A 25843-nucleotide genomic window follows, 5' to 3' on the forward strand; every position below is an offset into this window, starting at 1 on the left:
CGCGACGCCCCCCCGCCCAAGGACCGAGGCACCATGTCAACCGAACTCACCGGTACCCACCTCACCCTCCCCGACGGCCGCCCCGCCGTCCGTTTCAGCCGTGTCTACGACCATCCCGCCGACCGCGTCTGGCAGTTCGTGACCGACCCCGACGAGCTGGCCCGGTGGTTCCCCTCCCGCGCCGAGATCGAGCTGCGCCCCGGCGGCACGATCACGTTCAGCGGCGACCCGAACATGGAGAACTCCACGGGCCGGGTCATCGCCGTCGACGTGCCCGGGCACCTGTCCTTCGAGTGGGGCGGCGACGAACTCCACTTCGACCTCGAACCCCTGGACGGCAAGCGCACCCGCTGCACGCTCACCAACGTCCTGGCGGACGCGAAGGCCGCCGCCCGCAACGCCGCCGGATGGGAGGTCTGCCTCGCCGCCCTGGACGCGAGGGCGCGGGGCGAGCGGCTCGAAGGCCCGCACGCGGGTGCCACGGCGCCCTGGAAGGAGATCTACCGCGGCTACGTCGAGGCGGGGTTCCCCTCCGGTGCTCCGGTCCCGGGCCTGGACTGACCGGTCACGCCAGCTGCCGCCGCACCAGCTCGTGCAGCCGCCCGCCCGTGTCCGCGAGCAGCTGCGCGGGCGGCCCCTGCTGGGCGACCCGGCCGTCCTCCATCACGATCACGCGGTCCGCGTCCATCACCGTGGACAGCCGGTGGGCGATCACGACACGGGTGGCGTTGAGGGCCTTCGTGCTCTCGATGACCGTGCGCTGCGTCTCGTTGTCGAGGGCGCTGGTGGCCTCGTCGAAGAAGAGGATGCGCGGTCGGCGGATCAGCGCCTGGGCGATCATCAGCCGCTGCCGCTGGCCGCCGGAGATCGCCCCGCTGCCCTGGACGATGGTGTGCAGCCCCATCGGCATCCGCTTGATGTCCTCGGCGAGCCCCGCCATCTCGGCCGCCGCCATCGCCTCCTCGGGCGTGTACGGCTCGGTGCCGCAGATGCAGTCCAGGATCGACCCGGTGAAGGGCTGGGCGTGCTGCAGTACGACACCGCACTGCCGGCGTACGGCCGACTGGTCGAGGGCGCCCAGGTCCTGGCCGTCGTACAGGACACTTCCCGAGACCGGCTTGTCGAAGCCGATCAGCAGCCGCAGCAGCGTGGACTTGCCGCAGCCGCTCGGGCCGACGATCGCCACGAACTCGCCCGGCTTGATCTCGAAGGACACGTCGTCGAGGACGAGCGGACCGTCGTCCGCGTACCGGAAGGAGAGGCGCCGCGCCTCGATGCCGCCGGACAGGACGCCGGGGCGGGTGCTCGCCGTGCGCACCTCCGGAGTCGCGTCGAGCACCGGCTTGATCTCCTCGAACATCGGCAGCGCGGCCACCGCCGAGACGAAGGCGCCGGTCAGCTGGGTGACCGACGTCAGCAGCATGGTCACCGAGGTGTTGAAGGTGAGGAACGCGGCCGCCGACATCGCCCCCCGCGCCGGGCCCGCGAGCAGCATGAACATCAGCAGCGAGCAGAGCGGCAGATACACCGCGCCCAGCACCGTGGTGAGGTTCTTGATGCGGCCGACCTTCTGCTGGAGCTCACGGCTGCGCGCGAACTCGCCCGCCCAGGCGGCGTACGCGTAGTTCTCGGCCGCCGCGACCCGCAGCTTGGGCAGACCGCGCAGAGTCTGGAACGCCTGGTTGTTCAGCTTGTTGCTGAGCACGACGAGACGGCGCTGCCAGCGCACCTGCCACAGGCCGAGCCCCAGGAACACACCGGCGATGACGACCAGCATCCCGATCGCCGCCAGCGCCATCGGCGCGCTGTACCAGAACAACAGTCCCAGGTTCATCGCGCCGACGGTGACCGACTGGGCGACCGTGGGGCCGACGCCCGCCAGCAGCCGGCGTATCGAGCTGATACCCATCGCCGCGCTGGCCAGCTCGCCGGTGGAGCGGGAGGTGAAGAACTTCGTCGGGAGCCTGAGCAGCCGGTCCCAGACGGCCGGCTGGAGCGTCGCCTCGATCCGCCCCTCCATCCGCAGGAGGGTGAGGTTCTGGAGCAGCATGAACGCCGCCGACACGACGCTCGTGATCATGATGGCCAGACAGACCTGGACGATCAGACCGTGCTGGGCCTTCGGCACGTACTCGCCGAGCACCTTGCCGGTGGCGATCGGCACGAGGGCGCCGACCGCCACCGTCACCAGACCACTGGCCAGGAGATTGCGCAGATCGCCGCCGGTGCCCCGCATGCTGAACCGCATCAGCCGCAGCGGACCCAGACCCCGCTCGGGCAGCGGGCGGTAGAACATGACGGCACGCGGCTCGAACTCCTCCGCGTTGGCCTTCTCGATCGGCGTCTCGCGGCCGGACGAGGGCTGCACGGCGACGTATCCGCCGCGCCGCCACAGCAGCGCGACCGGCGCGCCGGACAGGGCCCGGTGGCCCACCAGCGGGCCCGTGTTGTCGCGCCACCAGCGGCCGTCGAGCCGTACGGCCCGGGTGCGGACACGCGAGGCGATCGCGACGCGCTCCACCGGGTCGAGCCGGTCGCTCTCGGTGCCGCTCTGCGCGGGCTCGGCGAGCGCGATCCCGGCCGCGCCGGCGACCAGCTTGCAGGCCGCGTACGTGGCATCGGCGTCGGCCGCGGTGGTGCGCTTCGCCGACGACTTCCCGATGGACGCCAGCAGCGTGCGGTCGGCCTGGACGCGCACGGCCTCGCCCGCCTTGATACCCGCCGCCGTACGGTGCTCGTGGCTGCGCTCCAACTGCTCGATCCACCGGTCGAGGGTGGCGAGCAGCCGGTACTGCTGGTCGACCATGCCCTGCCAGACGCCGGGATCCATCAGCAGGTCGGCCGCCGCCTCCTCGCCGTACAGCGAGCCGTACTGCACGCTACCCGGCGGGACCTGCATCCAGAAGACGTCGTCGTCGGTCGGCGCGGCGGCCCGCTCGGTGGCCATCGGCGCCTGGAAGAGGATGGAGAGGCCGCGGCCGACGCCCAGGGCGAGGGCGTACTCCAGCGGACTCGTGGTCGGCGGAACGTACTGGGCGTTGCCGTACTCGTCGTACGACCAGGTCTGGGTGCCCCCGGACTCGTACAGCTCGCGCAGCGAGATCCGGCGCATCACGCACTCCCGCAGCGGCCTGGCGACCAGGGTGTGCTGCGGTCCCGCGACCGGGCCGAGCAGCAGCGAGCCCGCTTCGAGACGGCCGAGGTGGTGCCACTGGCCCTGCTGGACGGCGTCCACCGCGAACAGGTCCATGGCGCCGGCCGCCACCAGCCACAGCACCTGCGGCCCTTCCAGATCGAGGCGGCCGAGCCCCGAGCAGTCGTACGGGGTGCCCATCGAACCCAGGGCACCGAGGACGAGGTCGCCCTCGTGAACCGCCGTCATCTCACCGCTCCCTGACCAGCTGGGCATACGCGCCGCCGGCCGTCACCAGGGCGTCGTGCCGCCCCCGTTCCACGATCGTGCCGTGCTGGAGCACCACGATCTCGTCGCTGTCGCGCACGGTGCTGAGCCGGTGCGCGATCACCACACAGGCACAGCCGCGCTTGCGCAGATTGTCGATGACCGTCTGCTCGGTCTCCGCGTCCAGCGCGCTCGTCACCTCGTCGAGGACCAGGATGCTGGGGTTGCGCACCAGCGCCCGCGCGATCTCCAGGCGCTGGCGCTGACCGCCGGAGAAGTTGCGCCCGTCCTGCTCGACCCGGCTGTGGATGCCGCCCGGGCGGCGCGTGACGACGTCGTACAGGTCCGCGTCCTGAAGCGCCGCGACCACCGCGTCGTCCGGGATCGACGGGTCCCACAGCGCCACGTTGTCGCGGACCGTCCCCTCGAAGAGGAACACGTCCTGGTCCACGAAGGAGACCGAAGCCGCGAGCGCCCCGCGCGGGATGTCCGCCAGCCGCTGCCCGTCGATGCGGATCACGCCCTCCCAGGGGGCGTAGAGACCCGATATCAGCCGGGAGACCGTGGACTTGCCGCTTCCGGAACCGCCCACCAGCGCCACCTGCTGTCCGGGGCCGACCGTCAGGCTGAACCCGCTCAGCAGCGGCTGGTCGAGCGGGCTGTAGCCGAACGTGATGTTCTCCAGTTCGACATGGCCCTGCAGCCGCCGGGTCGACTCGCCACCGCCGGGGCGGGCGTAGAGCGGGTCGGCCTGGAAGTTCTCGACGTCCTTGAGACGTGCCACGTCGGCCGCGAAGTCCTGGATGCGGCCCGCGACACCGTTGAGGCGGGTGATCGGCGCGGTGAAGCGGGTGACGAGGGCCTGGAACGCGACAAGGAGACCGACCGAGATGCCGCCCTCCACCGCGCGCAGGCCGCCGATCCAGAGAATCAGCGCGCTGTTGAGCGTCGCGAGCGTCGGCGCGACCACGCCCAGCCAGGCGCTCGGCACCCCGAGGCGCTGCTGCTCCTCCAGCGTGGTGGCGTGCTGCCCGGCCCACTTGCGGAAGTAGCCGTCCTCGCCGCCGGTCGCCTTCATCGTCTCGATCAGCTGGAGACCGGTGTAGGCCGTGTTGGTCAGCCGGGCGCTGTCGGCGCGCAGCTTCGCGGTACGCGTCGCCCGCAGCCGTATGACGACCCGCATGGCCACGACGTTGAGCAGTGCGACGCCGATGCCGACGGCCGTCAGCTGCGGGTCGTAGGTGTAGAGGAGGACCGCGTAGAGCACGACGACGATCGCGTCGACGCCGGCCGCCGCGAGGTCACGGGCCAGGGTCTCGGCGACCGCGTCGTTCGACTGGAGCCGCTGGACCAGGTCGGCCGGGCTGCGCTGGGAGAAGAAGGTGACCGGAAGCCGCAGCAGGTGCCGCAGGAAGCGGGCACTGGAGAGCGTGGAGGAGATGACGCGGCCGTGCAGCAGGTTCGCCTGTTGCAGCCAGGTCAGCGCGATCGTCAGCGCCACACAGGTGCCCATCGACGCGAACAGCACGCCGAGCAGCGAGGTCTGGCCGCCGATCAGGAACATGTCGATGTAGGTACGGCTCAGCGCGGGCATCGCCGCGCCCACCGCCACCAGCAGCAGGCTCGCGAGGACGGCGGCGGGCATGGTGCCCGAGGTGCCGCGCAGCCGGGCCGGCATGGCGCCCAGGACACCCGGCCTGCGGCCGCCCTTCTCGAAGTCGGGGCCCGGCTCCATGACCAGGACGACGCCGGTGAAGCTGGTGTCGAAGTCCTCCATGGGCACGAACCGGCGGCCCTTGCCGGGGTCGTTGATGTGCACGCCCCGCCGGCCGAAGCGGCGCCCCATGCCGTCGTACACGACGTAGTGGTTGAACTCCCAGAACAGGATCGCGGGCGCCTTCACCTCGGCGAGCGCGGCCGTGTCCATCTGCATGCCCTTGGCCGTCAGGCCGTAACTACGGGCCGCCTTGAGGAGGTTGCTGGCCCGCGAGCCGTCCCGGGAGACACCGCAGGCGATGCGCAGTTCCTCGAGGGGGATGTGCCGGCCGTAGTGGCCGAGCACCATGGCGAGGGAGGCGGCGCCGCACTCGACGGCCTCCATCTGGAGGACGGTGGGGGTGCGTACGGTCTTCTGCCGGCTCTTGGGGACCGTGCGCTTCGGCGGGGCGGCCCGCCGTCTGCCGCGCGCCGACGGCGGCAGGGTGTCCTGGGGAGCGGTCACGGGAGCAGCCAATCGACGGGACGCTGATCGGCCAGCCGGATCGAACCCGTGGCCAGGGTCATGGAAGCGAGGGTGTACGGCGGCCCGTCCGCTGAGGACCACTGGTAGCCGCTCTTCGTGCCGGACGACCGGTCGAGCCGGACCAGGACGGCCACCGGCCGGCCCTTCTTGGTGAACTGCTCGCCCAGCTGGCTGTCGCCGAGGAACGCGGCGATCTGCTGCCGGGTCTGGACGGTCCGGTCGACGGACTTCACATGGCCGTGCAGCACCCCGTACTGCTGGGTCGGCACCGACTGGACGGTCAGGTCCACCGCCGCGTTCGCCGGAATCGAGGAGGCGTTCTCGGCCGGGACGTACACCGTCGCGTACAGCGGGTCCGAGGCGTGGGCGACCTTCTCCACGGCGGCGACGTTCGCGCCGGTCTGGATGATCGCGCCGATCGTGGCGGCGAGCGCGGTGATCCGGCCCGCGGCGACGGTGCGCACCAGAGTGTCGCCGTCGTCCGTACGGACCTTGAGGACGGGCGAGTTCGCCGGCAGCCGCTCGCCCTCCTTGGCGAGGACCGCGGTCACCTGCCCCGCGACGGGGCTTTGCAGGACGTAACTGCCCTCGCCGTGCGTGAGGACGGCGGGTGCGCCGACCGTGGAGGCGACGGAGCCCGTCACGGCCCACACGGAGGCGGCCGCCATGACGACGACCGTCACGGACAGGACGAGCCAGCCCTGGGGGCGTGCGAAGCGCACCGGGAGGTCGAGCTCTTCGGGCGACTGCAGCTTGGCGAGGGCCTGTTGGCGGAACTGCACGGAACTTCCCTCACCTGTCGGAGAGATTTACGGCATCCGTGAGTCCCGGAACCGCCAAGGCGGTTCCCAAGGAAATACAGAGCATACGGTGGATCAGAAATCGCTGGATGCGATCAAGATCAGAGACCGGCGACCAGGTTGGTGACCGGGGCGGTGTTCAGGCCGGTCACACCCTCGACCGTGCCGACGGCCGTGCCGACGACGGCGGAGACCGGGGCAACGCCGTCGACCAGGCCGGTGACGGTGCCAACGGCGTTCAGGGACAGACCGCCCGAGACGGCGTCGAGGTCGGCGTCGGAGATCTCGGCGGTCACAACCTGGGGGGTGGAGTTCATGATGGAACTTCCCTTCGTATGGGTATTCGTAAGGGGGAGAGCGGCCCCCCTCTGGGGACAGACGGTCGGCCGCGACCGCGGGCGCCGGGCACCCGTTGCCGGGAACCCTGGGGCGGCCCCCGCGGTGCAATGGATCAAAGCACGGTGGCGTGGCGCGCATCCAATCAACCGGGCCTCTCACCTGCGCACTTGCACTCCGGGAGCGGTGATCCGTGCAGGCGTGCGCACGTCTCGGCGGCGACTTCTTCACATGCTGCGCGACATCGGCTCGTGCCTCCCCTTGCCGCCCCGACCCCGAATGGGACACTCCGGTCGCAATCGGTTGGACGTCGTGCGCAGGGCTGTGCAAATGCGCCGCCTGCCGTGACCCGCTTGCGCATTCGATGTGCAGATTCGCTGAAGCCGGGATTCCGCTCGGCGTCGGCAACTGACCGTCATCGCCCGATGGCGCTGCGTACTTCTCAGTCCAGAAGCGCGTACACCGTGCTCGCCCGGGCCGCGATCTCGTCGCGGCCCTCGGCGGTCATCGTGATGTCGGCGAAGGCCATCCGGCGGCCCAGGCGCGTGAGTACCGCCTCGACCAGCACATCGGCCTCCGTGACCGCGCGCTGGAAGCTGGTGGACTGCTGAACCGTCGTCATGGGGACGAAGCCGCCGCGCGCCGCCGACACCGCGATCACCGTCGCCGTGTCGGCGGCGGCCAGCAACGCCTGGCCCGACAACGCGCCGCCCTCCCGGGCGAGTCGCGCGGACCACGGCAGCCGGAGCACCACCCGGCGGTCGTCCACCTCCTCGACCGACAGGCCGAGATCGAGCACCCAGGGCGCGAAGTTGTCGGCGAGGATCTTTCCGGCTTGGGCAGGGGTCACCGTCATGGCGTGATGGTGCCCGCCGGCCCACACGGGCAGACGTGTATGCCGCGTATTCCACCCTTTCGCACGAGCCAATCTCGTGAATCGCAAAGGCAGTTGAACACCTCGCGTGGCACGTGCGTATCAACAGGCATCCAGGCGCCCCCCAGTTCAGCTGCCGGACGGCGGCAACGGACCCCGTCCCCAGGAGGTCAAGAGTTGAGTCACAAACGCATACCCAAGCGCAAGGCCGCGATCGCAGCGGGAAGCGTGGCGGCGCTCGGAGCGGCGGCACTTCTACTCCCCAATGCCAACGCTTCCCAGACGGACTCGGGGGACTCCACCCCGAGGACGTTCAAGTCGGCCGATGTCTCGGACCTCGCCTCACAGCTCGCCTCGCAGCTTGGTGACGCCTTCGCCGGTTCGTACTACAACGCCGACAAGCAGCAGCTCGTCATCAATGTCGTCGGCGACGACAGCAACGTGATCAACCAGATCAGAAAGGCCGGCGCGGTCCCCAACCAGGTGCAGAACAGCACCTCCACGCTCCAGGCCGCGGCCAAGACGCTCAAGACCGATGCCACCATCCCCGGCACGGCCTGGGCGGTCGACCCGAAGACGAACGAGATCCGGGTCACCGCCGACTCCACCGTCAAGGGCGCCAAGTGGGACACGCTGACGGCGACGGTCAAGAGCCTCGGCTCGGGCGTGGCGACCGTGAAGAAGTCCGCGGGCACGTTCAAGACGTTCGTATCGGGCGGCGACGCCATCTTCGGCGGCGGTGCGCGCTGTTCGCTGGGCTTCAACGTCACCGCGGGCGACGGCAGCCCGGCGTTCCTGACCGCGGGGCACTGCGGTGTCGCGGCCGCCGCATGGTCGGACTCGCAGAACGGCCAGCCGATCGCCACCGTCGACCAGGCCACCTTCCCCGGCGAGGGTGACTTCTCGCTCGTCAAGTACGACGACCCGAACACGCAGGCGCCGAGCGAGGTCAACGTCGGCAACGGGCAGACCGTCCAGATCTCCCAGGCCGCGGAAGCCACGGTGGGCCAGCAGGTCTTGCGGATGGGCAGCACCACGGGCCTCAACGACGGCAACGTCACCGGCCTCGACGCCACGGTCAACTACCCCGAGGGCACGGTCACCGGTCTCATCCAGACCGATGTCTGCGCCGAGCCGGGCGACAGCGGCGGCTCCCTGTTCACGCAGGACGGCAGCGCGATCGGCCTGACCTCCGGCGGCAGCGGGGACTGCACCGTCGGCGGCGAGACCTTCTTCCAGCCGGTCACCACGGCGCTGGAGGCGGTCGGCGCGACGCTCGGTGCGGGTGGCGCCGCGGGCGCCGGCGACGAGTCCGCCGCGCCCGGCGATGAGGCGACCGACCCCGCGGGCGAGGCGACCGACCCGGCAGGCGAGGCGACCGACCCGGCAGGCGAGGCCACCGACCCGGCCGGTGAGGCGACCGATCCGGCCGACCAGTCGGGCAACGACGGCGCCGAGCAGTCGGGCAACGACGGCGCCGACCAGTCGGGCAACGACGGCGCCGACGACGGCTCCGGCCTGGTGTCGAGCAACTGACCCGGACGTAAAAGCGGTTCTGTCCGGACTGTGGAACGGTCCGGCCCTCCGGCGGGAGGGCCGGACCGCTCCGCGTTCCCGTCCGGTCAGGAAGCCCGCGCCCTCAGCAACAGCAACGCGATGTCGTCGAGCCGTTCCTCGGCCGTCGCGGTGTGCCGCACGAGCCGGTCGGCCAGCTCGTCCAGCGGCTCGTCGCCGCTCTCGGCGAGCCGCTCGCCGAGTTCGGCCAGGGCGTCCTCGATGTCGATTCCCGGGGACTCGATCAGCCCGTCCGTGTAGAGCGCGAGCACGGAACCCGGCGCGAGCGCGAACTCGGTCGTCGTATAGGTGGCGTCCGCGTCGATCCCGAGCAGCGGGCCACCGGCCAGGTCCAGCACCCGCACCTGTCCGTCGGGCTTCCTGAGCAGCGGCGGCGGATGCCCCGCCCGGGCCATGACCACCCGCTGCCGCGCGGGGTCGAGACGCAGATAGACACAGCTCGCGAAGAGGTCGGTGCCCAGGTCGATCATCAGCCGGTTGGTGCTGCGCATGACCTGCCCCGGCGCCTGCCCGACCGTCGTGTACGCGCGGACCGCCGTACGGATCTGGCCCATCAGCCCCGCGGCCGTGACGTTGTGCCCCTGCACGTCCCCGATCACCGCGGCGGCCCGGCCGACGGTCGCCACCAGGTCGTAGAAGTCGCCGCCGATCTCCATGCCCTGGGTGGCGGGAAGATAGCGGGCCGCCGCTTCGATGCCGGGCAGCGACGGCAGGGAGTGCGGCAGCAGCGCCGCTTGCAGTCCGTGGGCGAGCTGGTGCTTGGCGTCGTACAGCAGCGCCCGTTCCAGCGCGAGCGCGATGAGCCCGCTGAGGCTGGTCAGGATCGCCCGTTCGTCCGCCGGGAACGCATGCGGCTCGGCGTACGCGAGAACGCAGGTGCCGACCGGACGTCCCGAGGCGATGAGCGGCAGAAAGGCCCACGCGGCCATCCCGTCAGGCGTCGTGCGCCGTGCCGGATACAGGTGCTCCAACTGCCTGCGGGACTCGAAGAAGGCGGGCACTCCGCTGGTCAGGACGTGGGCGCCGGGGATCTGCGCGGTGAGCGGTTCGCCGTCGAAGCGCTCCGCGATCGCGGCGTCCGGATAGCCGCGGTGCCCGAGCACACGCAGCCGCCCGCCCCGCGATCCGAGCAGGATCAGGGCCTGGCTGCCCACGGTGGGTGCGAACTCCGACGCGATCAGCTGCACCACGTCCTGCACCCCCACCGCCTCGGTGAGGGCGCCGGCCAGGCTCAGCACATGGGAGATCGTCACCAGCCGCGTCGTGGCCTCGCCGTGCCGCGGCTCCGCCCGGGCCATCGCGGAGACCGCCCGGGCGCGGGAGATGCGCACGCTCAGCCCGTTGGTGCTCGGGTAGAGGCGGAAGGAGAGCCAGTCGCCCGGCGGGCGCAGCGCCACGAACGACGTCACATGCTGGCTGATCAGCGCCGCGCGGTAGCAGTCCTCGTACGCGGGGTCGTTGAGCCAGGGCAGCGAAGCCCACAGCTGGGCGCCGAGCAGGTCGCCGACCGGCATGCCGAGCAGCTCGCAGGCCGCCGCGTTGGCGTAGCCGACCCGCCCGTGCAGATCGAGCGCACACAGCCCGTACGGCAGCCGGGCCGCCATCCGGACCGCCTCCCCGGCGCCCAGCGTGCCCGCCATCGCCGCCGTGGCGCCCGGGGTCGGCAGATCAGGTTCGGGACCCACCGGGTGGCCCTTCTCGACGGCGTGTGCCAGCCGGGTCGCGAGCCGGTCGCAGGCCACGCCTAGCTGGTCGCGCTCGCGGCTCGACAGCTCGGGCGGGTGCGAGTCCGGCCAGGTCACGAAGAGCGCGCCGTACACGGTGTCGGCGCACGCCAAGGGCAGCGCCGCCAGCGCGAACGAGTAGGGGAGGACCACCGCGACGCGCGGATAGCGGCCCGCCATCTGCTCCTCGCCGTTCACCCAGACCAGCCGCCGCTCCCGCACCGCCTCGGCGACCGGGAGCGGCGCGCTCAGGCCCACCCGCTCCCAGGGTGCGGCGAAGGCCCGGGGCAGCCCCGCCATGACCGCCATCTCCAGGACCGGCTCGTCGGGGGCCAGCAGATACACCGCCCCGGAGTGGGCGTGCACGTCTTCCATCAGCGCGGCCAGCGCCAGCGACAGCAGTGGACCGCCGACCGGCGCCAGGGCGGACGGCTCCCGCCGGGACGCCTGCCCGTCGGACACGCCGACCACCTCCTCGCACGGCCGCGCGACGGATCCCAGGGTCAAGGCTCCCTCCTGGCGGCCCTTCGCGCACGGCGGGCGGCACGGCGCCGGAGCCCGGCGCCGGGGTGGCCCGGGCATCGCGCAGGGAAACGGCACCGGGAATCGGCACCGGCCCAGGGAATCGGCACCGGGAATCGGCACCGGCCCAGGGAATCGGCACCGGGAATCGGCACCGGCCCAGGGAATCGGCCGCGGGAATCGGCACCGGCCCAGGGAATCGGCACCGGGAATCGGCACCGGCCCAGGGAATCGGCACCGGGAATCGGCACCGAGAACCCGGCACGGAGGAGACCCCCTTTACCCCGGGAGCACGTACTCATGCCCCCGCAGTGGAAGCGTGGCGCGGCGCGCGAGCGCTCCGAGTGCGCCCCCGCGCACCCTGATGGCTGGTTATCCGCGCCCACACCTGGTCGCATCCGCCAACAATGGGCACGCGCTCAGGACGGGTGGAGCGGCTGACGGCTGACGGGGAGTTGAGGGCGGACGTGATCCGGGTACTTCTGGTGCACGACGCGTGTCTGGTGCGATCGGTACTGGCGGAGTGGCTCCGCCGGGAACCGGATCTCGGGGTGTACGACACGACGTGGCGCGGCGCACCCGGGCGGGTGCGCTCGGTGCGGCCGGACGTCTGCGCGGTGGACCTGGACTGCGCGGACTCCCACGGCGTGCCGCCGCTGGCCGACGTGTGCGGCCGGGGCGCGGGCAGCCTGACGGCCCCCCGGCTTCTGGTGCTCGCCCATGCGAACAGACCGGGCCTGCTGAAGCGGGCGGCGGAGGCGGGGGCGCTCGGGTACGTGGACAAGGAGGGCTCGCCTGAGCGGCTGGTGTCCGGGATCCGCAGGGTCGCCGAGGGGGAACGTTTCGTCGACGACTCGCTGGGCTTCGGCTTCCTCAAGGCCGCGGAGATGCCGCTGACCAGACGCGAGCTGAGCGTCCTGTCACTCGCCGCCGGGGGCGCCTCCGTCGCGGAGATCGCCGGAAGTCTCCATCTGTCCCACGGCACCGTGCGCAACTACATGTCCGCCATCACGCGCAAGACCGGGGCACGCAACCGGATCGACGCCATCCGGATCTCGCAGGGGGAGGGCTGGGTCTGAGGCGGGCCGCCGGGCGGGGGCCGGGACCGGCACCGAGGCGGCGCCGGAGGAGGCGGGGACGGTGGGCGACCATGTGCCCACCAGGTCGCGGTACAGGGCTGAGCGCCGCAGCAACTCGTCGTGGTCGCCGTACTCGGTGCGCCGGCCGTCCATGACGAGCACGCGGTCCGCGCGCAGGGCGGAGCTGATGCGGTGGGCGACCACCACGAGCGTGGTGCCGGCACGCTCGGCGAACGCGCGCTCCGCGCGCTCCTCCGCCGCGGGGTCCAGGTGACAGGTCGCCTCGTCGAGCAGCACGACCGAGGCGTACGAGAGATACGCCCGGGTCAGCGCGATCAGCTGTCGTTCGCCCGCGGACAGCGCCGCCGGGTCGAGCCGGGCAAAGGGCCCGCCCAGCCGCTCCAGCAGCGGGGCCAGGCCGACCGCCTCGGCGGCGGCCAGCAGCTCCGCCCCGGGTACGGGATCAGGCCGCAGTTGGGTGAGGTTTTCCTCGAACGTCCCCCCGAAGACGTACGCCTCCTGCGGGATGAGGACCCGAAGTGCGCTCGCTGTGTGTCCGGGCACCGGATGCCCGCACAAACGGACCGTGCCGCGCCGCGGTTCGAGGAGTCCGGCGATCAGTCCCGTGAGGGTGGACTTGCCGATGCCGCTGGGGCCGACGACGGCGAGCCGGGTGCCGCGCGGAACGGTGAGGTCGAGGTCCTTGATGACGGGGTCACTGGCGGGGCCGTAGGCGAAGGTGAGGGAGGAGAGAACGAGTGCGGGTGTGTCGGAGGGCACGGCGGCCGGCGGCACGCGGATTCCACCGGTGGCCGGCGGTGGTGCCGCGATGCCCGGGCCCAGGCGGCGCAGCACCACCGCCAGCCGGGAGCCGCTCGTGCCCAGGCCGTGCACCAGGTTCTGCAGGGCGGGGAGCAGGGACTGGGTGACGTAGGCGAGAGCGCCGACGAGCGCGCCCGCGCTGACGCCGCGCGCGAGGAGCCAGGGGGCGGTGGCGAGCAGCAGCACGATCGGGAGCTGTCCGCCGACGGCGAGGGCCGCCACGCGCAGCACGCCCCGGTGGGCCAGTGAGCGGGCGGCGCGCACCTCGGCGTCGATGCGCTGTCCGGCGTCGGCGGCTACGTGCTCCTCCGCGCCGCCGGCCGTGATGTCCCTGAGGCCGGGGCAGACGGCCCCCAGGTGGGCGGCGAGGCGTTCGTCGGCGACGAGGAACTCCTCCTGCCGGCGGGCCAGTGGCCGCAGGGTCGCCACAAAGAGGGCCACCCCCGCGGCGAGCGGGGGAGCGACCACGAGCAGGAGCAGCGGCGCGAGCGAGAACAGCCCGACGAGGGCGCCGACCGTGGTGAACACGAACGAGCGCGACACCATCACCAGACCGGCGAACGTGTCGCGGGCGATCTCCACTTGCTGTGTCAGCCCGGAGAGCGCCCCGCCGTCGGCCTCCCGCACCCCTCGGTCGACCACACGTCGCACCAGTCGGTCGCGCAACGGCTCGACGAGCGCGGCGACACCCCCGTACACCCGCCCGGTCCCGAAGGCCCCGACGAGAACCGCCGCCCCCGCGATGCCCAGCCAGCCCAGCCCCACCCCCGCCCGCCCGGACAGGAAACCCTCGTCGAGGGCCCGCGCCAGGGCGTACCCCAGCAGAAACGTCTGTCCCGTCTCCAGCACCGACCACGCGGCCAGCCGGACGACCACTCGCCACCGTTCGCGCAACAGGAGCGTCAGTTCCTTCACCCCGCGCCGCCGTTCCGCTCGGTGCCGCTCGACCCGAACACCTCCCGGTACGCCGCCGACCGCCACAGCTCCGCATGCGTGCCCACCGCGCGCACTCGCCCCGCCGCCAGCCAGACCACCGCATCCGCGCGTGCGGCCGTGGACACCCGGTGGGCGATGATCAGCCGGCTGCTTCCCGGGGTGTGGCGCAGGAGTGCCTCGGTGATGTGGCGCTCGGTGACCGTGTCGAGGCTGGACAGGGCGTCGTCCAGGACGAGCAGGCGGCTGTCGTGGGCGAACGCCCGGGCGAGGCCGAGGCGTTGGCATTCGCCGCCCGACAGCGGGGCCTCGGCACAGGGGGTGGCGTAGCCGTCGGGCAGCCGGCGTACGAAGCTGTCGGCGCGCGCCGTGGCGGCGGCCTGCCGGACCCGGTCGGGCGGGGGAGAGGGGATGCCGAAGGCGATGGTGTCCTCGATGGTGTCGCCCAGCAGGGCGGGGCGCTCGAAGGCGTGGCCGACGGCTCGGCGCAGTGCGGTCCTGTCCAGGTCGCGCAGGGGCACGCCGTCCAGCAGTACGTGCCCGTCGTCGGGGTCGGCGAGCCGTCCCGCGAGGGCCGCGAGCAGGGACTTGCCCGAGCCGGAGCGGCCCACCACGGCGACCGTGCGGCCGGCGGGCACGACCAGGTCGACGCCGTCGAGCACGGTACGCCCGCCTCGCCGGACGGTGACCGAGCGTAGCTCCAACCTTCCCTCGCCGGGCGGGAGTTGACGCGTGCCGTACACCGGTGCGGGCTCGGTCAGCACCTCGCCGAGGCGCCGGGCCGCGGCCCGCGCCCGGATGAGCCCCGAGAGCTGCCCGACCAGCACACCGACGCCGGTCGCGAGCACGGCGTACCGCGAGGCGGCGAGCAACTCGCCGACGGACAGCCGGTGATGGACGAGGAGCACGCCCCCCACGGCCACCACACCCAGCTGGAGCAGCGGTGCCACGGCGACCGCCTGTGCCGCGGCGCGCCCTTGCACCCGCCACATCCGCCGCCCCTCGCGGGAGAGTTCCGGCAGCGGCCGCAGGATGCGGGCCACCTCCTTGTCCGCCGTCCCGCCGGCCGCGATGGTGCGCGCGCCGCCGATCGCCTCCGCGAGCGCGCCGGCGATCCGCCCCTGGACATCCTGGTAACGCGCCACGCACTGGGACGAGTCGCGCGCGAAGGCACGCAGCAGCAGGGTCAGGACCGGTGCTCCGCCGAGGAACACGGCTGCCAGCAGGGGATCGATCAGGCCGAGGGCCACCACCGCGCCCACCGGCCCGGCGAGGGCGGCCAGCAGCGTCGCGGCGGTGGCGGGAGCGGTTCCGGCCTGTGCCGCGTTGCCGACGAGCCGCGCCACCAGCTCACCGGGGCCGAAGCGCTCACCGGCCCGGGGACCCACGGCGAGCACATGCCCGACCAGTCGCTGCCTCAGCCAGGCGGTCGCCCGGGCGTCGGTCGTGCCCGCGAGCACGGTGTGGCAGGCGTCGAGCAGGGCGATCAGGAGGACCAGGCCGGTGCACCACAGCACCCAGTGCGTTCCCGCCGCGTCACCGGGGCGGGTCAGCAGCAGGTCCAGGGCCCGGCCCAGGGCGGCCGGCAGCAGCAGGCTCGCGCCCGAAGCGGCCGCGGTCGTCAGACACAGGGCCACGCAGCGGGAACGGCTGTGCCGGGCGGCCGAGCGCAGCAGCGTGCGGGCGGCCGCCTCGTCCGCGGCACCGGTGCCGTCCGGTGCCGCTCCGTGACCGGAGGGAGTCTTCATACGGCTGTGGCCTCGCATCCCGAGCCGTGGCCCGCGCGTTCAGGACCGCGGGCGGCCCCTCCCCGAAGAGGGGAGCGGACCGCCCAGGGCCGTGCGTGCACCGTGTTGTCAGAGACAGAGCAGAACGCTCGCCGCGGAGACGCAGGAGAGCAGGCTCACGGTGCTCGCGCCGCCGCCGCCGGTGTGCTCGTCGGACTCCATCGTCTGCAGGTCGAGAAGTGCCATCTCGGTGTCCTTTCCTAGGTGGGGACGGGGTGTTGAATCACGACTCCGGTAGTGGAGCCGCGTCTAGTGGGCGCCGCGAAGCGGCGGGAGGAACGGCAGCCGGGCCCGCGTCTGTCCGTCGAGGGCCGCGCCGAGCGCGAGCAGGCACCCTGCCGTTCCGGTGCCCAGGTCCATGGACAGACGCATCATCTGGTGTCCGGGGAAGGCCAGTTGGCCCTGGTAGGACATCGCGAACCAGCCGAGCCCGGCGACCTGTTCGGCGAGCCGCTCGGGGGTGGCGCCGGGCGCGCTCGTGCGGCTGAGGTGGAGGATCATGCCCGCGCGGCCCTGGAAGAGCCCGGGCTGCGCGTAGAAGCGGGAGGTGGCGGCGGTGAGGATGCCCGAACGCGCCCCCTCGAACGTGCCATGGCCGTCGTCCCCGCCCAGCGCGAGAAAGTCGTCGACGACCATCCCGAGGCCCACGCTCCCGTCCCCGAGGTACGGCAGCGTGCGCCAGCCCTCGTCGACCTCCAGGCCGCCGCCTTTCTGGACGACGCAGCACTCCAGGTCCTGCCGCAGTGCCTCGGCGGCCGCGTCGCGCAGCTCGGGGGCGCCGGTCTCCTCGTACTCCCTGAGCAGGAAGAGGGCGATCCCGCTCGCGCCCCGCAGCAGCCCGGCGCGCCGTCGGGGAGGGGCGGGCCGCGGCTCGGCGAGTCGTCGGACGAGCAGGCGCGCGGCCTCGGCGGCCCGCTCGCGCAGTTGTGTCTCGCCGGTGGTGTGCGCGAGCCGGCCGAGGACCAGGCCGAGTCCGGCGAGGCCTCCGTGCAGGTCGGAGGAGAGGTTCTGCCAGCGCTCCCGGAGGATCCCGTCGACCAGGTCCAGGGCGCGCTGCCGGTGCCCGAGCAGGTCGAGGACGTAGGCGACGCCCGCGAGCCCGTCGTACAGGCCGAGGGGCGTCCCGACCGGCGCCGGGTCCGTGTGGTCGAGCAGCCAGCGCTCGCCCTCCTCGTACCGGTCGGCTCCGGTCTGTTCGAGGACGTACAGCACGCCCGCGGCTCCGTGTGCGAGCCCGAGCCCGCCGCCGTCGGAGAACTGGGCGACGTCGCCGGGGAAGAGCCGGTCGTCGCGCTCCGGGGTGGCCGAGGCGAGGATGGCCTTGACCATCGAGTCCCGGCTGTAGGGCCAGTCACCGGGGTCGACCGGTGCGGTGTACGAGGTGGTCGGCCTGACCGGAGACGGGCGCGAGGTGGCCGAAGGGGAGACCTTGTCCCCCTCGGGGTCCGGTGCCTGCCTGCGCCCGGTGATCTCCGCCACCGCCTCGTCCAGGAACTCCCGCGGAACATCGGGGAACTGTCCGGCGACGACCTCCGCCAGATGCGCGGCCTTGGCGCGGTCGACCACGAAGAGCGTGGTGACCGGCAGGAACAGGGCGAGGCGCAGACACGCGAGCGCGTACCGGTCGACGTCCGGGCCCGTGCGGTCCGGCGGCGCGAAGAAGCCCGGATGGGCGACGACCTGGCGGCCGTTCTCCTCGATCGGGGCCGCCGCCTCGAAGTCGAGCAGGGACACCGACTCCTCGTCCGGCGCGACCATGATGTTGAACACGTGCAGGTCGTTGAAGACGATGCCGCGCGCGTGCACCGCGTGCACGGCCTGCTCGACCGCCCGGTGGATGCGCAGCGCCCAGGCCGTGTAGGCGGCGACGGCGTCCGGCTCGGGATCCGGCGTGAGCAGCGGGTGCCGCTCGGCGAAGAAGGAGTTGAGGGGCCGCCCCTCCAGAAAGTCCATGACGAGGAAGCGGTGGTCGCCGAGTGTGAACCAGTCCCGCACCTCGGGCACCACACCGAGCCCCGACACCTGCTCCAGCGCGTACTTCTCGCGCTCCAGGCGGGCGATCGCGTCGGCCCCGTCCGAGGCGAGCCCCGCGTGCGGCCGGCCCTCCTTGAGGACCACCTTGCGGCCGTCCCGGGTGTCGGTGCCCGCGTACACCCCGCCGCCGTTGGAGAAGTGCAGGGCCTTCTCGATGCGGTACGGCAGGTCGCCGACCGTCGTGGTGTTGCGCGCCGCGAGCTGCGGTTCGAGGAACGCGGGCAGCGTGACCCACTCCGGAACCTGGAAGGAGGGCTGCCGCCGGTCCGGCACCAGCGTCCCCTCGCCGTCGCGGACCGCCGGGACGAGTGAGCCGCGCTCGTCCACCACGAAGGAGCGGGCGAAGGCGCCGTACCGCACGTACAGGGGACCGTCGTTCCAGCGCAGGTCCGTGAGGATGTACGGCCCCTCGCACCCGTCGAGCCGCTCGCCCAGCTCGCGCAGCACGAGGTGCAGCTGCTCCTCGTCGGCGGGATAGATGGTGACGAACTTGCCGCTGGTGTCGCGGCCCGCGTACTTGGCGTTGCGTAAGTGCAGCAGATGGGGCCCCGGTACGAACTTGAAGGGGATCCGGCGCGGGACGCAGTACTCCCACACGTCCGTGGCGATCCGCTCCGCGTTCGCCCGGGTGGCCGAGGCGTGGATCTTCCATCCCTGGGCCGGCCCCGGCAGCGCGGTCCCGGCGTCGTCGACCGGCGTGAACGTCAGCCAGTCGCCGATCCGCGCGCTCCGCCACCCGTCGGGCACCTCGCGGCACGCCGGCCCGTACAGCGGAGCGGCACCGGACGCTCCCACGGACAGCCGGTCGGGCGTCTCGTAGAAGTGTCTGTCCGCCAGCGCGTACACCTCGTACCGCTTGTCCATCCCATCCCCCTCGGTCTCGTGTCACCGAGCCTTCCAGCCCGTGCGGGGGCCGGACAGTCACGCCTGTCACGAGAACTCCGTGAGGAACGCATGCGTAAAGTCATGTTCGGCACGTTTCGAGCGGAGAGGCTCCACCACGGGCCCGGCAGGCCGGGCGGAGGGGTTCCACCGCGGGACCGGCGGACCGGCCGGAGGCGCTCCGCCAGGGGTCTTCCGGACCGAGCGGACGGGCTCCGTCGCAGGCCCCGGGGATGCCGGAATGGTCACAGGGGCTGCGCCCACGTCCCGGAAGCGCTGTAATTGCGGACGTGGCCAGTGAGCGCGTTGCGGGACGCGGAGCGAGAACGTCGCGTGCCGAACTTGCCCTCAAATCGCTCGGCCCGGACCTGGAACCCCGAGAACGACTGCACCGCATCCTCGAACAGGTACTCGTTTTTGCGGGAGCGATGGTTGCCGCGGCCTACACGCACAGCGAGGACGGGGACCAGCTGTGCCTCGCCGAGTCGGCCGGGGTGCCGAGGAGCCTGTACGGGCTGCGCGACTCCTACCCGCTGACCGGCGGCACCCCCGCGGCGGACGTCCACCGCTCCGGGCAGCCGCTCTGGCTCACCCCCGAGGACCTCGGCCGCTGCGCCGATGCCCGCCGGCTGCCGAACGGGGACTTCTCCCTGGCCGTGCTGCCCCTGGGCGACGGCGGTTGCCTGGCCGCCGTCAGCGAGCGCGCCGGAGGCTTCGACGCCGACGACCGCGAGTGCCTCCGGTTGCTGGCCGGGTCCGTCGCCTGCCCGGCCCCGGCGGCCCCGGCCCTGACCGGGTCCACCGACTCCGGCGAGCCGGCCGACAGCTCCTTCAGCCTGGCCATGGACTCCGGGCGGATCACGGTCGACGACGAGGTGCTGGAGCTGTTCGGGATCGGCCCGGACGAGTTCGACGGCAAGGTCGAGACCCTGCTCGCGCTGACCGTGCCCGAGGACCTGCCGTCCCTGATGTCGGTCGTGGAACCCGGCCACATGTCCATCGGCGACCGCGAGCTGGAGTTCCGGATCCTCCAGCCCTCAGGCGGGCCGAGGTGGCTGCGGCTGCGTGGCCGCCTGCTGCCCGCCGAGCAGGGCCGTCCGGCGCTGCTCGTGGGGTCGGTCGCGGACGCCTCCCGGATGCGGGCGGGTGTCAGCGACGTGACCCGCGTCCAGCGGCTCGCCGCGGCCCTCGCCACCGCGGGCACCGTCCGCGAGGTCGGCCGGGCCGTGGTGACCGCCCTGCGCAAGCCGCTCCAGGCCGACCGGATCGCGCTCGCCGAACTGGAGGGCGACCGGCTCGTCGTCACCGTCCTCGACCCGCCCGAACCGGATTCCTGGCCCGAACTGTGGCGCAGCGAGTGGCGCTCGGAGTGGCCCGACGCGCCCGTACGCGCCATGCCGACCCTGGCGTCCGCCCTCAGCGAGGGGCGCGCCGCGATCTGGCCCGCCGGGACCCCGTTGGAGCCGGCGGTCGCGGACGTCGGCCCCGGCGGTCTCGCCGTGCTGCCCCTGGCCGCGGGCGGCCGGATGGCCGGCATCTGTCTGATCGGCTGGGACGCCCCGCACGACTTCGGCCCCGACGAACGTGCCCTGCTCACCGCCGCCGCGAATCTCGCGGGCCAGGCCCTGATGCGCGCCCACGCCTTCGACGCCGAACACGAGCTGGTCGGCATGCTCCAGCGCAGTCTCCTCCCGCGCCGGCTGCCCCGCCTGCCCGGCGCGGTCGCCGTGGCCCGCTATCTGCCCACCACGGCGGGCCTGGAGCTCGGCGGCGACTGGTACGACGTCATCCCGCTGCCCGACAACCACGTCGCCCTCGTCATCGGCGACGTCCAGGGTCACAACGCCCAGGCCGCCACCCTCATGGGCCAGATGCGTACGGCCCTGCGCGCGTACGCCGTCGAAGGGCACCCCCCGGACGTCGTCGTCTCGCGCGCCAACCGGCTCCTCATGGACCTGGAGACCGACCTCTTCGCCACCTGCTGCTACGTCGACGTCGACATGGAGGAGGGCTCCGCCTGGTGCGTACGCGCCGGCCACCTGCCGCCCGTGCTGCGGCACCCGGACGGCAGTACCGAGGTCGTCGAGTCCGAGGGCGGGCCGCCCCTCGGCGTCGTCGCCCAGGCCGACTTCCCGATGAGTCCGCTGCGGCTCCAGCCCGGCACACTGCTCGCCCTGACCACCGACGGCCTGGTCGAGTCCGCCGAGCTCGACATCGAGGTCGGCCTCGCCCGGATGGCCGCCGAACTCGCCGCCTCCGACCCCGCCCACCTCGGCCTCGTCGCCGACGCCCTGCTCGCGGGCGCCAACCGCAGCGACGACGTGGCACTGCTCCTCATGCGCTACGAGGGCATGGCGCTGCGCCCGCTGCGCGAGAGCTGGACGGTGTGGCGCGTCCCGGAGGCGGTGCGGCACGCCCGCCGCTTCACCCGGCGCACCCTGCGTTCCTGGGGTGTGGCGGAGGAAGCGGACGCCGCGCTCCTGGCCGTCTCCGAACTCGTCACCAACGCCCTCGTGCACACCGACGGCCGGGTACGTCTCGACCTCACCCTCATCAACCACCGGCTGCGCATCGCCGTCGCCGACTCCTCACCCCGTACGCCGATCAAGCCCACCAGCATCGGCTGGGAGGCCACCGGCGGCCGCGGCATCCTCCTCGTCGAGGCCATGTCGGCGGCCTGGGGGAGCGTCCCGGTCAGCGGCGGCAAACAGGTGTGGGCGGAGATCGTCCTGGAGTCCGCTCCCCGCGTGCGCGACGCGACCGGCGCGGCACCCTGACCCTGCGGCGCGGCACCCTGACCCTGCGGCGCGGCACCCTGACCCTGCGGGGCGGGACACGGACGCGGGGGCGTCCCGGAACCGCCCATGACACCCTGAGGGCGTGCGCCTCCTGCTGATGTCCGACACCCACCTCCCACGGCGCGCCAAGGAACTCCCCGCGCGTCTCCTCGCCGAACTCCCCCGCGCCGACGCGGTGATCCACGCCGGCGACTGGGTGGACGCCGCCACGCTCGACCTGCTGGAGAGCCGCTCCACCCGGCTGATCGGCGTGTACGGCAACAACGACGGCCCCGACCTGCGCGCTCGCCTCCCGGAAGTGGCCCGCGCCGAACTCGACGGTCTACGCCTCGGCGTGGTCCACGAGACCGGCGCCGCCCAGGGCCGCGAACGCCGCTGCGCCGACCGCTTCCCGGACCTCGACGTCCTGGTCTTCGGCCACAGCCACATCCCCTGGGACACGACGACGGACACGGGCCTGCGCCTGCTGAACCCGGGGTCGCCGACGGATCGGCGTCGGCAGCCGTACTGCACGTACATGACGGCGGCCGTGACGGGCGGCAGACTGACGGACGTACAGCTGCACCGGTTGCCGCCACGGAGTTGACGCGCCGCGACGCTCCGGCACCTGGAAGGCGGGCTCTCCGTCTCCTCACCGCGGCTTGGGCGGATGGATCGCCCCGCCGGTCGCGGTCAGCGGCGTCCCGCTGCCGCCCCACCGCAGCGCGACGATCTCGGCGGCGACGGACACGGCCACCTCCTCGGGCGTACGCGCCCCGAGGTCCAGCCCGACCGGTGAGCGCAACCGGGACAGTTCGTGCCGCGAGAGCCCCGCGTCGGTCAGCCGCTTCATCCGGTCGTCGTGGGTACGACGGCTGCCCATCGCCCCGATGTACGCGGCGGGCCTGCGCAGCGCTTCCTCCAGCAGCGGCACGTCGAACTTGAGATCGTGCGTCAGGACGCAGATCACCGTGCGCGCGTCGGTGGTCGTCCCCCGCAGAAAGCGCTGCGGCCAGTCGACGACGACCTCCACGCCCGCCGGAAAGCGCTTCGGCGTGGCGAAGACCGGGCGGGCGTCGCACACCGTGACCCGGTAGCCGAGGAAGTCGCCGATGCGGGCCACCGCCGCCGCGTAGTCGATGGCACCGAAGACCAGCATCCGCGGGGGCGGCGCGAAGGAGTGCAGAAAGACGGTGACGGAGTCCTCGCGCCGCTCGCCGTTCGGCCCGTAGTGCCGCAGCCCCGTGGCACCCAGCGCGAGTTCGCCGCGCGCGTCCGCGGTGACCGCCACATCCAGCCCCGTCGACCCCAGTGACCCCGCCACCCCCTCCGGCCACACGGTGAGCGAGGCCCCGCGCGGTGCGGGTCCGTCGGTCACCGTGGCCACCGTCGCCGGCCGGCCGGCGGCCACGGACTCGGCCAGCGCACCGAACGACGGGTCCTCGTCCGGCGTCACCCGGCGCACCAGCAGGGTGATCTCGCCTCCGCAGGTGAGTCCCACGGCGAACGCGTCCTCGTCGCTGTACCCGAACGTCTCGAGCCGCGCCGCACCCGAGTCCACGACCTCCTGGGCGAGCTCGAAGACCGCGCCCTCGACGCAGCCGCCGGACACGCTGCCCACCACCTCGTCGTCCGGCCCCACGGCCATCGCCGCTCCGGGATCGCGCGGCGCGCTGCGGCCGACCGCCACCACCGTGGCGAGACCGAAGGGGGATTTCGCCGCGTACCACCGGCTCAGCGCCGGGAGGATGTCCCGCATACGTGCTCCAGCACTCAAGGCCCTGCTCCTGTCACCAGCGTCGCATCCGGCCGCGAGCGGCGCCGGATCGCCACGCTCCCAGCCGCGCGTGCCGTGCACAGGGACTTGTTGAGCGTTAATCCTTTGCCGTGTGCGTCGGGCGCCTGCTGCACTACGCAAGACAAGCCGTCGCAGATCGAGGAGCAGCACATGCGCGCACCGTTCGTGTCCACCCAGGAAGGAATGACCCCCTCTTCAAAGGACATGACACGCGGTGCACACGCTGAACCTCGGAATTCTCGCGCACGTAGACGCCGGTAAGACCAGCCTGACCGAGCGGCTGCTGCACACGGTCGGGGTGATCGACGAGATCGGCAGCGTCGACGAGGGAAACACCCAGACCGATTCCCTCGCGCTGGAGCGTCAGCGCGGAATCACCATCAAATCGGCCGTCGTCTCCTTCGCGATCAACGACACCACGGTCAATCTGATCGACACCCCGGGCCACCCCGACTTCATCGCCGAGGTGGAGCGGGTACTGAGCGTGCTCGACGGAGCGGTGCTCGTCGTATCGGCCGTGGAGGGCGTGCAGGCCCAGACCCGCGTGCTGCTGAGGACGCTGCAACGGCTGCGGATCCCCACCCTGCTCTTCGTGAACAAGATCGACCGTGGCGGGGCGGGGGAGGAGCGCGTCCTGCGCGCCATCGCGGCACGCCTGACCCCGGCGATCGTCCCCATGGGCCGGGCGGCCGGACCGGGCTCGCGCGACGCCCGCTTCATCCCGTACGAGGCCCATGACCCGGGCTTCGGCGCGCGGCTGCTCGACGTCCTCACCGAGCACGACGAGGAACTGCTGGCCGCGTACGTGAAGGACACGGTGTCGTACGGCCGGCTGCGCACCGCCCTCGTCGAGCAGACCCGGCAGGCCCTGGTGCACCCGGTGTTCTTCGGGTCGGCGACGACGGGTGCGGGCGTGCCCGAACTGATCGCCGGGATCAAGGAGTTGCTGCCCGCCGCCGAGGGAGATCCCGACGGGCCGGTCTCGGGCACGGTCTTCAAGGTCGAGCGGGGACCGGCAGGGGAGAAGATCGCGTACGCGCGGCTCTTCTCCGGGACCGTACGCACCCGCGACCGGCTGCTGTTCCGCGACGGCGAGGAGGGCAAGGTCACGGCCATCAGCGTCTTCGACCAGGGTTCGGCCGTCCGGGAGGCGTCCGTGGCCGCCGGGCGGATCGGCAAGCTCTGGGGGCTCGCGGAGATCCGCATCGGCGACACCTTCGGAGAGGTGCCGAAAGCGGCGGAACCGTCCCGCCATTTCTCACCGCCCACCCTGGAGACGGTCGTCGTCCCCGGCGGACGGAGCGACGGAGGAGCCCTGCACCTCGCGCTCACCCAACTCGCCGAACAGGACCCGCTGATCAATATGCGGCAGGACGAAATCCGCCGGGAGATCTCCCTCTCCCTGTACGGAGAAGTGCAGAAGGAAGTCATCCAGGCGACCCTCGCCGACGCGTTCGGACTCGACGTCACCTTCCGCGAGACGACCCCGATCTGCGTCGAACGGCCGGTCGGCACCGGTGCGGCGGTCGAGTTCAACGGAAAGGGCCCCCATCCGTTTCTCGCCACCGTGGGGCTGCGCGTCGAGGCGGCACCGGTCGGCTCGGGGGTGGAATTCCGGCTCGAGGTCGAACTCGGGGCGATGCCGTACGCGTTCTTCAAAGCCGTCGAGGACACCGTGCGGGAAACCCTCGGTCAGGGAATCCACGGCTGGCGGGTCACCGACTGCACGGTCACGATGACGCACTCGGGATACTCGCCGCGCCAGAGCCATGCCCACCAGGGATTCGACAAGAGCATGTCCAGTACGGGCGCCGACTTCCGCGGGCTGACCCCACTGGTCCTGATGGACGCCCTGAGGCAGGCGGGCACCAGGGTGCACGAGCCCCTGCACCGCTTCGGCCTGGAGGCCCCCGCGGACACGCTGGGAGCGGTGCTGCCCGTCCTGGCCGGGCTGCGCGCCGTGGTGCGTACGACGCGGATGCGGGAGGCCGTCTGTGTGCTGGAGGGTCTGGTTCCGGCGGCGCACGTGCATGAACTCGGGCAGGTGCTGCCGGGGCTGACGCGGGGCGAGGGTGAGCTGGAGACCGCGTTCGACCACTACGCGCCGGTGGCGGGAGGAACGGTCCCGAACCGCCCGCGTACCGACCACAACCCGCTGGACCGCAAGGAGTACCTGCTGAACGTCACGCGGAGGGTGGGCACGTGAGGGAGTGACACAGGTCAGGTCGAGGGGAGAGCGGTGCGCAAAAACGCGAAAC

At 72.5% G+C, this 25843-nt stretch carries 16 protein-coding genes and 1 pseudogene; 6 read left to right on the top strand and 11 right to left on the bottom strand.

Translation table 11 applies throughout. From position 1 onward, the window contains the following. The first annotated feature begins 33 nt into the window (after window positions 1–33). Entirely contained in the window at window positions 34–561 is a 528-nt protein-coding gene (locus GTY58_RS38875) for an SRPBCC family protein (RefSeq protein ID WP_037650872.1), read from the top strand. Between the two features lie 4 nt (window positions 562–565). On the opposite strand, the gene GTY58_RS38880 is transcribed toward GTY58_RS38875, so the two are convergent. From GTY58_RS38880 to GTY58_RS38900, 5 genes are all read right to left on the bottom strand, one after another. Further along, window positions 566–3382 carry an NHLP bacteriocin export ABC transporter permease/ATPase subunit gene (locus GTY58_RS38880; RefSeq protein WP_010988887.1) on the bottom strand — a complete coding sequence of 939 codons (2817 nt, stop codon included), beginning with the start codon at window positions 3380–3382 and terminating at the stop codon, window positions 566–568. Between the two features lies 1 nt (window position 3383). Continuing rightward, window positions 3384–5600, bottom strand: coding sequence for an NHLP family bacteriocin export ABC transporter peptidase/permease/ATPase subunit (locus GTY58_RS38885; RefSeq protein WP_107083002.1), 2217 nt, complete (start codon window positions 5598–5600; stop codon window positions 3384–3386). Window positions 5601–5617: 17 nt separating this feature from the next. Continuing rightward, the gene (locus tag GTY58_RS38890; RefSeq protein ID WP_010988889.1) at window positions 5618–6424 is read right to left on the bottom strand and encodes an HlyD family efflux transporter periplasmic adaptor subunit; all 807 of its coding nucleotides are present in this window, start codon (window positions 6422–6424) and stop codon (window positions 5618–5620) included. A gap of 119 nt (window positions 6425–6543) precedes the next feature. Then, on the bottom strand, window positions 6544–6759 hold the full coding sequence (locus GTY58_RS38895; protein ID WP_010988890.1) for a hypothetical protein: 216 nt from the start codon (window positions 6757–6759) through the stop codon (window positions 6544–6546). Window positions 6760–7220: 461 nt separating this feature from the next. Further along, the gene (locus GTY58_RS38900) at window positions 7221–7634 is read right to left on the bottom strand and encodes a PaaI family thioesterase (protein WP_037650938.1); all 414 of its coding nucleotides are present in this window, start codon (window positions 7632–7634) and stop codon (window positions 7221–7223) included. 195 nt (window positions 7635–7829) lie between these two features. On the opposite strand from GTY58_RS38900, the gene GTY58_RS38905 reads away from it, so the two are divergent. Then, complete coding sequence (locus GTY58_RS38905) at window positions 7830–9188, top strand: S1 family peptidase (protein WP_010988892.1); 1359 nt, start codon at window positions 7830–7832, stop codon at window positions 9186–9188. Between the two features lie 86 nt (window positions 9189–9274). Here GTY58_RS38905 and GTY58_RS38910 read toward each other — a convergent pair whose 3' ends face one another. Further along, complete coding sequence (locus tag GTY58_RS38910; RefSeq protein ID WP_037650934.1) at window positions 9275–11422, bottom strand: SpoIIE family protein phosphatase; 2148 nt, start codon at window positions 11420–11422, stop codon at window positions 9275–9277. A 458-nt stretch (window positions 11423–11880) separates the two neighbouring features. Here GTY58_RS38910 and GTY58_RS38915 point away from each other — a divergent pair. After that, window positions 11881–12468, top strand: a pseudogene (locus GTY58_RS38915) (response regulator transcription factor); the annotation flags it as partial. Here GTY58_RS38915 and GTY58_RS41785 read toward each other — a convergent pair. The 4 genes from GTY58_RS41785 to lanKC form a co-directional block, all read right to left on the bottom strand. Then, window positions 12394–14289, bottom strand: coding sequence for an ABC transporter ATP-binding protein (locus GTY58_RS41785; RefSeq protein WP_010988895.1), 1896 nt, complete (start codon window positions 14287–14289; stop codon window positions 12394–12396). The pseudogene GTY58_RS38915 and the gene GTY58_RS41785 sit on opposite strands and share 75 nt — an antisense overlap. After that, complete coding sequence (locus GTY58_RS38925; RefSeq protein ID WP_042494068.1) at window positions 14286–16055, bottom strand: ABC transporter ATP-binding protein; 1770 nt, start codon at window positions 16053–16055, stop codon at window positions 14286–14288. Before GTY58_RS38925 ends, GTY58_RS41785 begins: the two co-directional genes overlap by 4 nt. A 108-nt stretch (window positions 16056–16163) precedes the next feature. Then, complete coding sequence (locus GTY58_RS38930) at window positions 16164–16280, bottom strand: SapB/AmfS family lanthipeptide (RefSeq protein ID WP_010988897.1); 117 nt, start codon at window positions 16278–16280, stop codon at window positions 16164–16166. A 63-nt stretch (window positions 16281–16343) separates the two neighbouring features. Next, complete coding sequence (gene lanKC / locus GTY58_RS38935) at window positions 16344–18992, bottom strand: class III lanthionine synthetase LanKC (RefSeq protein ID WP_010988898.1); 2649 nt, start codon at window positions 18990–18992, stop codon at window positions 16344–16346. 251 nt (window positions 18993–19243) lie between these two features. Between lanKC and GTY58_RS38940 the strand changes: the two genes are divergently transcribed. Further along, window positions 19244–21787, top strand: a complete 2544-nt coding sequence (locus GTY58_RS38940) for a SpoIIE family protein phosphatase (RefSeq protein WP_010988899.1) — start codon at window positions 19244–19246, stop codon at window positions 21785–21787. A 103-nt stretch (window positions 21788–21890) separates the two neighbouring features. Further along, complete coding sequence (locus GTY58_RS38945) at window positions 21891–22394, top strand: metallophosphoesterase (protein WP_010988900.1); 504 nt, start codon at window positions 21891–21893, stop codon at window positions 22392–22394. Between the two features lie 45 nt (window positions 22395–22439). Here GTY58_RS38945 and GTY58_RS38950 read toward each other — a convergent pair whose 3' ends face one another. Next, window positions 22440–23546 (bottom strand): XdhC family protein, encoded by a 1107-nt coding sequence (locus GTY58_RS38950; protein WP_010988901.1) that lies wholly within the window; start codon window positions 23544–23546, stop codon window positions 22440–22442. A gap of 253 nt (window positions 23547–23799) precedes the next feature. Here GTY58_RS38950 and GTY58_RS38955 point away from each other — a divergent pair, with 253 nt between their 5' ends. Next, a complete protein-coding gene (locus tag GTY58_RS38955; RefSeq protein ID WP_010988902.1) occupies window positions 23800–25791 on the top strand; it encodes a TetM/TetW/TetO/TetS family tetracycline resistance ribosomal protection protein in 1992 nt (663 codons plus the stop codon). Window positions 25792–25843: the final 52 nt, after the last annotated feature.

The sequence above is a fragment of the Streptomyces sp. SID5469 genome (assembly GCF_009862865.1).
GTDB lineage: Bacteria > Actinomycetota > Actinomycetes > Streptomycetales > Streptomycetaceae > Streptomyces > Streptomyces avermitilis.